We start from the raw sequence: 9,139 nt of genomic DNA, 5'->3' as shown, positions 1-9,139 counted from the left end.
CCGGTGAAAGGCCAGGTCTGGAAGAATCCGAATCTGGCCAATACCCTGCAGGCCGTCGCCGACGGCGGCGCTGATGCATTCTATAAAGGTCCGATTGCCAAAACCATCGCCGATTACATCCAAGGCCAAGGCGGCTTCCTGTCGGTCGAGGATCTGGCCAATCACCGGGGCGAGTGGGTTGAGCCGATCTCCACCACCTACCGCGGCGTGCGCGTATGGGAATTGCCGCCCAACGGACAGGGCCTGGCCGCGCTGCAGATGCTGAATATCCTCGAGCTCACCGATTTTTCCAGAATCGCGTTCGGCTCGCCCGAACACATCCATGCCTTCGTGGAGGCCAAGAAGCTGGCTTTTGCCGACCGCGCCGCCCTTTATGCCGATCCGGATTTCGTCAAAATTCCACTGACCCGGCTCTTGTCGAAAGAGTACGCACGTGAACGTGCGCGCATGATCGATCCGAACAAGGCCATGAAAGCAATCGATGCCGGTACCAAACTGCAGCATGGCGATACCATTTACCTGACTACCGCCGATGCCGACGGCATGATGGTGAGTCTGATCCAATCCAATTACCGCGGCATGGGTTCGGGCATGGCGCCGCCCGGACTCGGTTTCATCCTGCAGGACCGCGGCGAGCAGTTCGTGCTCAAACCCGGCCATGCCAACAGCTTCGCGCCCAATAAGCGCCCGTTCCATACCATCATTCCGGCCTTCATCACCAGGAACGACCAGCCTTGGATCAGCTTCGGCCTGATGGGCGGCGCCATGCAGCCGCAGGGCCATGTGCAGATCGTGATGAACCTGATCGATTTCGGCATGAACCTGCAGGAAGCCGGTGATGCACCGCGCATCCACCATGATGGCTCGACCGAACCGGCCGGGCAGAACACGCCGATGAGCGACGGCGGTACGCTCAATCTGGAATCGCAGTTCCCGTATGCCAGCGTGCAGGTGTTGATGCGCAAGGGCCACCGCATCGAATACGCCGACGGTCCGTACGGCGGCTACCAGGCCATCGCCCGCGATCCCGAGACTGGCATGTACATCGGGGCCAGCGAAAGCCGTAAAGACGGCCAGGCCGCCGGGTACTGAGGCCATGCTCAATAACGCCATCGATCTGAACCGTTACCGCCAGCTGCTGGTGCAGCACACACGCGTGCAGATTCCGGATTTTCTTCAGCTTGACGCCGCCGAAACGCTGCACCGCTGCCTGCGCGAGGATATTCCCTGGGCCTTGGCCGAGCGCTCCGGCGGAGTCTCGCACACCATCGATGCCACGACCTATGCCGGCATGGATGCCGAAGCACGACAGCTGTTGCTGAAGAAAGCCTATGCCCGGGCGACAACCGAATTCCAGTTTTCCTATGACAGCTACATGATTGTGCGCGCGGTCAAAGAAGGCTGGACGCCGAATCCGCTGCACACGGTGCTGGAATTCCTGAACTCGCCCGAGTTCCTGCTGTTCGCACGCCGCCTGACCGGCGAGCCAACCATCAACCGGGTCAGCGCGCAGGGCACGCGTTACCGGGCCGGCCAGTTCCTGACCCGGCATCAGGACCGCGAAGCGGGCGAGAACCGCGTCTGTGCGTTCGTCATCAATCTGAGCAGGTACTGGGATAGCGACTGGGGCGGCCTGTTGCAGTTCCATGATGTCGATGACCGGCTGGTGGATGCGTTCGTGCCTTACTGGAATACGCTGTCGCTGTTCCGCGTGCCGCAATCGCATACGGTCAGTCTGGTGACGCCATGGGCCGGTGCTGAGCGTCTCGCCATTACCGGATGGTTTCTGGCCGACTGAGTCTTCAGTCGCGCTGCATTTCGAAATGCGGAATGCCGTCTTCGTCGTATTCATCACCGATGGCAACGAAGCCAAACGTCCGGTAGAACGCCAACAGATACGATTGTGCGCTGATACGGATGCCCTGGCCGGGGAACAGACGCTCGCAACCGGCAATGCCTTCACGCATCAGGTGTCGCCCGAAGCCCTTGCCGCGGCAAGCGGCGGCGGTCAGCACGCGTCCGATTGAGGGCTCCGCATAGAAGGCTCCGGCATGCACCGATTTGCGTCCGGGATCGACTACGCGCAGATAGGCGGCCAAGGTGCCATCCATGCTGCCCAGCAAATGCCAAGAATGCACATCGAGCGCATCGGCATCCTGATACGGACAGTTCTGCTCGACGATGAACACTGCTTCGCGGGCGGCCAGCGCGCTGTGCCACTCCGGCGCGGTCAAGTCGTGCAGGCGGGCCCAGCGGAAGGTGAGTGCACTCATAGGCTCTCAGAAATGGTTGAGATCGATCAACTAGAGTGACAGAATCCTGCGTGTTCGATAAGCCCATGCCAGACGCTTAGTGCCGGTGCGAAGTGGCCAAGCGGGAAAGCCGAAACCGGGAACAGTTAAATTATCATTAAATATTAAAAAAACGTTATTTTAGAGTATTTACATTAGTCCATTAATTTCGTACCGTAATCTGACCATGCAACTTCTAGATTGCAGGTTTTGGGTTGATTTGCGGTTGTTGTGCAAGGGGTACGTTTTGAATCGGGGTGCTGCTGTTCACTAGATTTAAACCTCCAGGAGATAAATACAATGTTGCATAAAAATAATTTGATAAAAACAATCGCCAAGTCGGTGATTTCACTCGCCCTTGTCTTCGGCGCGACACAGGCCTCAGCCGGAGAGTCGTCCGTTCTCAATAGTAACGATTTCGTCGGAATCTCATTCTGGCTGATTTCAATGGCACTCATCGCCTCCACGGTATTCTTCTTTCTGGAGCGCGACCGTGTCTCGGCAAAATGGAAAACATCCCTGACCGTATCGGGACTGGTCACGTTGGTCGCAGCCGTCCATTACTTCTACATGCGCGATGTCTGGGTCACCACGGGTTCCACCCCAACCGTGTTCCGCTACATCGATTGGCTGATTACCGTGCCCTTGCTGATGATCGAGTTCTATCTGATCCTCTCAGCGGTCACCAAGGTGTCTTCCGGTATTTTCTGGCGTTTGATGATTGGTACCGTAGTCATGCTGGTCGGCGGATACCTCGGTGAGGCCGGTTACATGGCCGTCTTGCCGGCATTCATCATCGGCATGGTCGGTTGGGCCTACATCCTGTATGAAATCTTCATGGGTGAAGCCAGCAAGGTCAACGCGAACAGTGCACCGGCTTCCGTGCAGGCCGGTTTCAAACTGATGCGTTGGATTGTGACCGTGGGCTGGGCCGTTTATCCGCTCGGTTATGTCCTGGGTTATCTCAGCGGCGGCAACCCGGCAGATACCGCCAATGCGCTCAACATCACCTACAACTTTGCTGACTTCCTGAACAAGATTGCCTTCGGCCTGATCATCTGGTCGGTCGCGGTTAGTGAGTCGGAAAAACACTAACAGCTGGTAGTCACGACCACGCTTTCCCTGTCCTCCGAGGCAGGGAAAGCTGCGGTCATTGGCAGCACAACCCACTCTAGGCGGAAATGCGCCATGCCCGGAACCTTATTGAACTTCCCGGAAGCCTCGCCCGCAAAGCTCACCCTGTTGCTTGAGGGCGTCGATGCCCGCATGCAACAGCTGACCCAGATGCATGCGGAATACCTGTCCGGTGCCGACGCCGCTGTTTCCGCTGCTGCCACTTACCATCTCCGGGCAGGCGGTCAGAAAGTCAGGGCGCGGCTGGGTCTCAGCTCGGCGCTGGCTCTGGGTCTGTCCGAAAGCGCGGCCATCGGCATCGCCGCGTGTGCCGAACTGCTTCACAACGCGTCACTCATCCATGACGATCTCCAGGACGGCGACCTTTACCGTCGCGGCGTCCCATCCGTATGGAACCAATTCGGAAAGAACACGGCGCTGTGTTGCGGCGACCTGTTCCTGTCCGCCGCTTATGCCGCCCTTGGCGGTATCGGTAGCCATCCCGCGCTGCCCGAGGCTCTGGCCATGGTACATCGGCGCGTTGCCCTTACCGTACATGGACAATGCGCCGATCTTGCCGAGCCGCATGCCGGTCATGGTGCCATCGAGCAGTATCTGGCTATCGCCAAATCCAAGTCGGGTGCGCTGCTCGCACTTCCCATCGAACTTTCCTTGCTGCTTTCCGGCAATGCGGAAAGTATTCCGCTGGCGACGGCAGCCTGTGAAAATTTCGCAGTAAGCTACCAGGCGCTGGATGACATCCAGGATATTGCCGTCGATGCGGCACGTCCCGCTGAAACTGACGGCGCCGGCATGCCTGGCCTCAACCTCGTGCTGATTCTGCAAAACAAGGGCCTGCAGGCGCGTGCTTTGCCGGTTGCGGTGGACTTGGCCCGGACCCATCTGAGCCAATGCGAGACCGATGCGGTGAGCCTGCCCTGCGGCGCGGGGCGCACGCTGCTCGCTTACAGTGCCGGAATGCGCGAAAAACTGGATGACGCCGTATCCGTTCTTGAAGCCTGCTGATGCACGCCATCGTTGTCGGTGCCGGGTTCGGTGGCATTGCCGCGGCGCTGCGCCTGCGCGCCAAAGGTTATGAAGTCACCTTGATCGATCGTTGCAATCACATCGGCGGCCGCGCCCGTGTGTTCGAACGCGAGGGATTCCGGCATGATGCCGGTCCGACGGTCATCACCGCCCCCTTCCTTTTCGAGGAACTGTTCGCATTATTCGGCGAAAAGTTTTCCGATCATGTCAATCTGGTAGCGCTGACACCCTGGTACCGCTTTACCTTTCAGGACGGCAGCCGATTCGATTACGGCGGTACGCTCGAACAGACACTGGCCGAAATCCGCCGCATCGAGCCCCGGGACGCCGAAGGCTACCTGGCCCTGCTGCGGCATTCGCAGCGCATCTTCGATATCGGCTTCACCAAACTATCGGCCCAGCCGTTCCACCGATTGTGGACCATGCTCCGGCAGATTCCGCGCCTGGTGCGTCTGCGTTCGCACGAGACGGTATGGCAGATGGTGTCACGGTTCCTGTGCAGCCCCAAACTGCGCCGCGCATTCTCGATACAGCCGTTGTTGGTCGGTGGCAACCCGTTCGATACCACCAGCATCTACGGCCTGATCCACTATCTGGAACGCGCCTACGGCGTGCATTTCGCCATGGGTGGAACAGGCGCGATCACCCGAGCGCTTGAAGCGCTGATGCGGCGCCAGGGCATCCGTATCCTGCTTGGTACCACCGTGTCGGAAGTGTCGGTTTCCGGAAAGCGTGCCGATGCCGTCATTCTCGAGGACGGCACCGTGATGGCGGCGGATCTGATCGTATCCAATGCCGATCCGGCATTTCTGTACCGCCAGATGATTCCGCACCGCAGGCGGTCTCTGCCGGTGCGTGCCAAGCTGGCTGCTGCCGAATATTCCATGGGTCTGTATGTGCTGTACTTCGGTACCACCCAGACCTATCCGGACGTGGTGCATCACACCATCTGGATGGGCGAGCGCTATCGCGAGCTGCTCGCGGACATCTTCGATCACAAGACGCTTTCGGAAGATTTCTCCCTGTATCTGCATCGGCCCACCGCCACCGATCCGAGTTTCGCGCCGCCCGGCTGCGACAGTTTCTATGTGCTGTGTCCGGTGCCGAATCAGCTCGGCAGGATCGACTGGAACACTGCAGGGCCGCAGCTGCGCAACCGCATTGTCGCGGCGCTGGGCGAAAGCCTGCTGCCCGGCCTCGCGCAATCGATCACTGCGGAGTTCGCAATGACTCCCGATGATTTCAAGGATGATTACCTGAGTGAACACGGTGCCGGTTTTTCCATCGCACCTATTTTTCGCCAGTCGGCATGGTTTCGCTTCCACAACAGGGCCGAAGGAATCCGCAATCTCTATCTGGTCGGCGCGGGCACCCATCCCGGTGCTGGCGTACCCGGCGTACTCTGCTCCGCGAAAGTGGTCGATACCCTGATTGCACCGGCTGCCGATGTCTGACAGTCATTTCCGCGCGGCCGATGCGGTGCTGTCCGCGAAGGGACGGAGTTTCCATTGGGCCCGCCGGTTTCTGGGCGAGCGCCATGCCGAGCGTGCCACCCGCCTGTACATGCTCTGTCGTTATGTGGATGATATCGCCGATGAAGCCGACTCCGGCCCTGCCGCTCTGCAGGCATTGGCGAAAATGAAACAGGATATCGGGTCGGGTCGGAGCACCGACCCGATCGTGGCGGACGGCATCCGTCTGTTTGCAGAGTGCGGCATCGAACCGGGCATCTTCATCGAACTGATTGACGGTGTCGAATCTGATCTCGGCACGGTCCGCATTGCCGATACCGACGCGCTCATCCATTACTGTTATCAGGTCGCCGGAACCGTCGGCCTGATGATGTGCCGGATCCTGGATGCGAAAGAGGCCGCAGCCGATGCGCACGCCATCGATCTGGGCATTGCCATGCAGTTGACCAATATCTGCCGGGATGTCGTTGCCGACGCGACCCTTGACCGGCGTTATCTGCCCGCCACGCTGGTCGGCGAGCTCGCGCCCGCGGCCTTTCTCCAGCCCGACACCGGCACCGATGCCGCTGTCCGGTCAGCACTGTCCGATCTGCTGCAGCTTGCCGACCGCTACTATCAGAGCGGTGAGTCCGGCCTGGCCTATCTTCCGGTGGCCTCGCGGGCCGGTATTCTGCTGGCGGCGCGGGTATACCATGCCATCGGCAGTACGCTGCGGCGAAATGATTTTTGCTTCCAGAGCGGACGTGCCGTGGTGGGTACCGGCCGCAAATCGCTCATTACGCTGCAAACGCTCGCTGAATTCGTTCTGCACCGTCGATACTGGCAAGTACCGGCAGCACATGATGCCGCTTTGCATGAACCGCTGCGCCGGACAAGCCTGCGCATGACGACGCTGAACGCGCGCCATGTCGACTGACGCCGACGTGCTTATTCTTGGCGGCGGCTGCGCCGGCCTTGGGCTGGCCAGCCATCTCAGCCGATACGGCAGCCACGCACCGCGTACGCTCATCCTCGAGCAGAGGAATGAATACCGGAATGACCGCACCTGGTGCTTCTGGGGCGATGATGCCGCGCCGCATGCCCGGCTCGCCGGTCATCAGTGGCGTCATCTGCGTGTTATCGGTGGCGGCCGATGCATCGATTTCGATTGCGGAAAAACACCCTATCGCATGCTTGCTGCCGATACCTACTATGCAGCGACGCTGCAGGCCATCGATGCCAATCCGCAGCTGTCGCTGCATCTGGGCCACAGCGTGCTGTCCGAACCCGAATATATCGGTGGCGTCTGGCGCATCGAAACCAGTCACGGCAGCATCAGCGCCGGATCTCTGGTGGACACTCGCCCGAAGCCGGCATCCGAACAGAGCCCAGCCTGGCTCTGGCAATCGTTTTTCGGTCATGAAATCGAAACATCGGATCCCGTGTTCGATCCGGCCATCGCCGACCTGATGGATTTTCCGGAAATCAGCGACCACCGGATCGCGTTCATCTACGTGCTGCCCCTGACCGCAACACGGGCCTTGGTCGAGTACACGGTATTCGCCGAATCGCCCTTACCGGCACCGGCCTTGCAGAAGGGTCTGGATGCGGCTCTCGAAAACCGCACCCGCGGATCGGCGTACAGGACGGTGCGCAGCGAATACGGATGCATTCCCATGGGCGGTGCAGCGGCGCAAGCCGCTGTCACCGGCGCGGATCCTTCCCGTGTCCATGCCGGTCTGTCGGCCGGTGCGGCACGCCCCGCCACCGGCTACGCGTTCCAGCGCCTGCAACGCTGGGGCGCGCAGTGCGCGCAGGCCCTGGTTACCACCGGGCTTCCGGTTCCGCAGGCACCGGATCGGCTCATTTCAAGGGCGATGGATCGGCTATTCCTGCACGTCCTGCGTGCGCAACCTGCGCTGGCACCCGCCTTGTTCAGTGCCCTGTTCGCCGATGTCGATAGCCGGCGTCTGATTCGTTTCCTGAGCGATGACTGCAGTTTGCGTGATCATGCCGCGGTCATCGCCGCTTTACCCGCTGGTCCTTTTCTGAAGTATCTTTTCACACGTAGAGCTCCGCCATGAACGCCATCGATGTCCAGGGCAGAGTGTTCATGGTCGCGGCCATACTCGGTCTGGCCACATCGCTGTTGGTTCGGCTTCCGGTACTGGAAATCCAGTTGCTGGTGATGCTGGTGCTGGTGATTGCTCTGGGTGTTCCGCATGGCGCCCTGGATCTGATTTTTGCAAAGCGACTTCTGGCTCTGCACACGCGTACGGGCTGGTCGGTTTTCCTGATCGCCTATCTGGGATTGGCCGCGCTGGTGGTGCTGATCTGGCGGAGTTTTCCTTGGGCGTTCCTGATCGGCTTTCTGGCCATGTCCATGTTTCATTTTTCAGGCGATCTCAAAGACCGGGCACCGCTTCCACTGCGTCTTCTGTATGGCGGCGGCATCATCTTTTTTCCTGCAGCCTTGCATGCCGAACCGCTCGGGCAGTTATTTTCGCTATTGATCGGCAGTCCGGAAGGGCGTCCGTTGGCGGACGCCCTGCATACCGTCGCCTGGCCATGGCTTGCGCTCACGGGAATCATTGCCGCCTGGAACCTGAAAAAAACCCCGGCCGCCGCCCTGGAAACAATCAGCGTTGCGGCCGCGCTGACACTGATGCCGCCGATTCTCGGGTTTACGCTATATTTCTGCCTGATGCACAGCGCCCGCCATGTGTTGCGTACCAAACACTTCGCGCAGGCCTCTTGGCAACGACTTATCCGGATTGCTGCAGGGCCGATGATTGGCACGCTGGTGCTGGGGTATTGGGGTTGGCAGGAGTTGGCGGGCTCGGGGCTTACGGCAACGATTGTTCAAACCGTTTTCGTCGGACTGGCGGCACTGACGGTGCCGCATATGGCTTTGGTTGAGCGTGTCCGATGGCAGGAGACTGCCTAGGACTGATGCATAGCAAAATCACGTCTGTTTATGGCTGCCGTCACACAGCGGTGCTTTCTGGGTGGCTTTGCAGCCGCACAGATAAGCAGTGCCGGAAGTTTCGGCATGATGTTTGACTGGATTGAAGCCGGTGCCTTTGTGCGAACCATCACAGAACGGTTGGTTGTTACTTAAACCGCAGGAACACCAATAATAATCCTTGCCGGCTTCCAGTTCGACGGCGTAGGGTGTATCCGAGGCTCTCTTTGGGCTTTCCATGGTCATCTCCGTTTAAAGACAAACTCGTCATG

General features: G+C 59.7%; 10 protein-coding genes. 8 read left to right on the top strand and 2 right to left on the bottom strand.

Features of this window, described 5'->3' with window-relative positions; translation table 11 throughout:
• Together ACIQ0Q_RS07675 and ACIQ0Q_RS07670 are read left to right on the top strand one after the other, a co-directional pair.
• A partial coding sequence (locus tag ACIQ0Q_RS07675) for a gamma-glutamyltransferase family protein (protein ID WP_395772352.1) occupies positions 1-1,092 on the top strand: 1,092 nt, incomplete at its 5' end.
• Positions 1,093-1,096: 4 nt separating this feature from the next.
• Positions 1,097-1,798, top strand: coding sequence for a 2OG-Fe(II) oxygenase (locus ACIQ0Q_RS07670; RefSeq protein ID WP_395772351.1), 702 nt, complete (start codon positions 1,097-1,099; stop codon positions 1,796-1,798).
• Between the two features lie 4 nt (positions 1,799-1,802).
• Here ACIQ0Q_RS07670 and ACIQ0Q_RS07665 read toward each other — a convergent pair whose 3' ends face one another.
• Positions 1,803-2,273 carry a GNAT family N-acetyltransferase gene (locus ACIQ0Q_RS07665; RefSeq protein WP_395772350.1) on the bottom strand — a complete coding sequence of 157 codons (471 nt, stop codon included), beginning with the start codon at positions 2,271-2,273 and terminating at the stop codon, positions 1,803-1,805.
• A gap of 363 nt (positions 2,274-2,636) precedes the next feature.
• On the opposite strand from ACIQ0Q_RS07665, the gene ACIQ0Q_RS07660 reads away from it, so the two are divergent.
• From ACIQ0Q_RS07660 to ACIQ0Q_RS07635, 6 genes are all read left to right on the top strand, one after another.
• On the top strand, positions 2,637-3,386 hold the full coding sequence (locus ACIQ0Q_RS07660) for a bacteriorhodopsin-like (protein WP_395772353.1): 750 nt from the start codon (positions 2,637-2,639) through the stop codon (positions 3,384-3,386).
• Positions 3,387-3,479: 93 nt separating this feature from the next.
• Entirely contained in the window at positions 3,480-4,430 is a 951-nt protein-coding gene (locus tag ACIQ0Q_RS07655) for a polyprenyl synthetase family protein (protein ID WP_395772349.1), read from the top strand.
• Complete coding sequence (gene crtI / locus ACIQ0Q_RS07650; protein ID WP_395772348.1) at positions 4,430-5,905, top strand: phytoene desaturase family protein; 1,476 nt, start codon at positions 4,430-4,432, stop codon at positions 5,903-5,905. Before ACIQ0Q_RS07655 ends, crtI begins: the two co-directional genes overlap by 1 nt.
• Complete coding sequence (locus ACIQ0Q_RS07645; RefSeq protein ID WP_395772347.1) at positions 5,898-6,839, top strand: phytoene/squalene synthase family protein; 942 nt, start codon at positions 5,898-5,900, stop codon at positions 6,837-6,839. Before crtI ends, ACIQ0Q_RS07645 begins: the two co-directional genes overlap by 8 nt.
• Positions 6,829-7,986: a lycopene cyclase family protein gene (locus ACIQ0Q_RS07640; protein ID WP_395772346.1), complete on the top strand. Its 1,158-nt coding sequence runs from the start codon at positions 6,829-6,831 to the stop codon at positions 7,984-7,986. The genes ACIQ0Q_RS07645 and ACIQ0Q_RS07640 overlap by 11 nt, the downstream gene beginning before the upstream one ends.
• Complete coding sequence (locus tag ACIQ0Q_RS07635; RefSeq protein WP_395772345.1) at positions 7,983-8,849, top strand: Brp/Blh family beta-carotene 15,15'-dioxygenase; 867 nt, start codon at positions 7,983-7,985, stop codon at positions 8,847-8,849. The genes ACIQ0Q_RS07640 and ACIQ0Q_RS07635 overlap by 4 nt, the downstream gene beginning before the upstream one ends.
• A gap of 18 nt (positions 8,850-8,867) precedes the next feature.
• Here ACIQ0Q_RS07635 and ACIQ0Q_RS07630 read toward each other — a convergent pair whose 3' ends face one another.
• Complete coding sequence (locus ACIQ0Q_RS07630) at positions 8,868-9,107, bottom strand: CDGSH iron-sulfur domain-containing protein (RefSeq protein ID WP_395772344.1); 240 nt, start codon at positions 9,105-9,107, stop codon at positions 8,868-8,870.
• Positions 9,108-9,139: the final 32 nt, after the last annotated feature.

It is taken from the genome of Arenimonas sp. (assembly GCF_044348765.1).
GTDB lineage: Bacteria > Pseudomonadota > Gammaproteobacteria > Xanthomonadales > Xanthomonadaceae > Arenimonas.
Note: the sequence above shows the minus strand (reverse complement) of the source record. Positions and strands in the feature narration are given on the sequence as shown.

What these genes read in the sequence shown, in the direction of transcription:
- ACIQ0Q_RS07670 (WP_395772351.1), top strand. Translation starts at nt 1,097, where the DNA reads ATGCTCAATAACGCCATCGATCTGAACCGTTACCGCCAGCTGCTGGTG.
- ACIQ0Q_RS07665 (WP_395772350.1), bottom strand. Translation starts at nt 2,273, where the DNA reads ATGAGTGCACTCACCTTCCGCTGGGCCCGCCTGCACGACTTGACCGCG.
- ACIQ0Q_RS07655 (WP_395772349.1), top strand. Translation starts at nt 3,480, where the DNA reads ATGCCCGGAACCTTATTGAACTTCCCGGAAGCCTCGCCCGCAAAGCTC.
- crtI (WP_395772348.1), top strand. Translation starts at nt 4,430, where the DNA reads ATGCACGCCATCGTTGTCGGTGCCGGGTTCGGTGGCATTGCCGCGGCG.
- ACIQ0Q_RS07645 (WP_395772347.1), top strand. Translation starts at nt 5,898, where the DNA reads ATGTCTGACAGTCATTTCCGCGCGGCCGATGCGGTGCTGTCCGCGAAG.
- ACIQ0Q_RS07640 (WP_395772346.1), top strand. Translation starts at nt 6,829, where the DNA reads ATGTCGACTGACGCCGACGTGCTTATTCTTGGCGGCGGCTGCGCCGGC.
- ACIQ0Q_RS07635 (WP_395772345.1), top strand. Translation starts at nt 7,983, where the DNA reads ATGAACGCCATCGATGTCCAGGGCAGAGTGTTCATGGTCGCGGCCATA.
- ACIQ0Q_RS07630 (WP_395772344.1), bottom strand. Translation starts at nt 9,107, where the DNA reads ATGGAAAGCCCAAAGAGAGCCTCGGATACACCCTACGCCGTCGAACTG.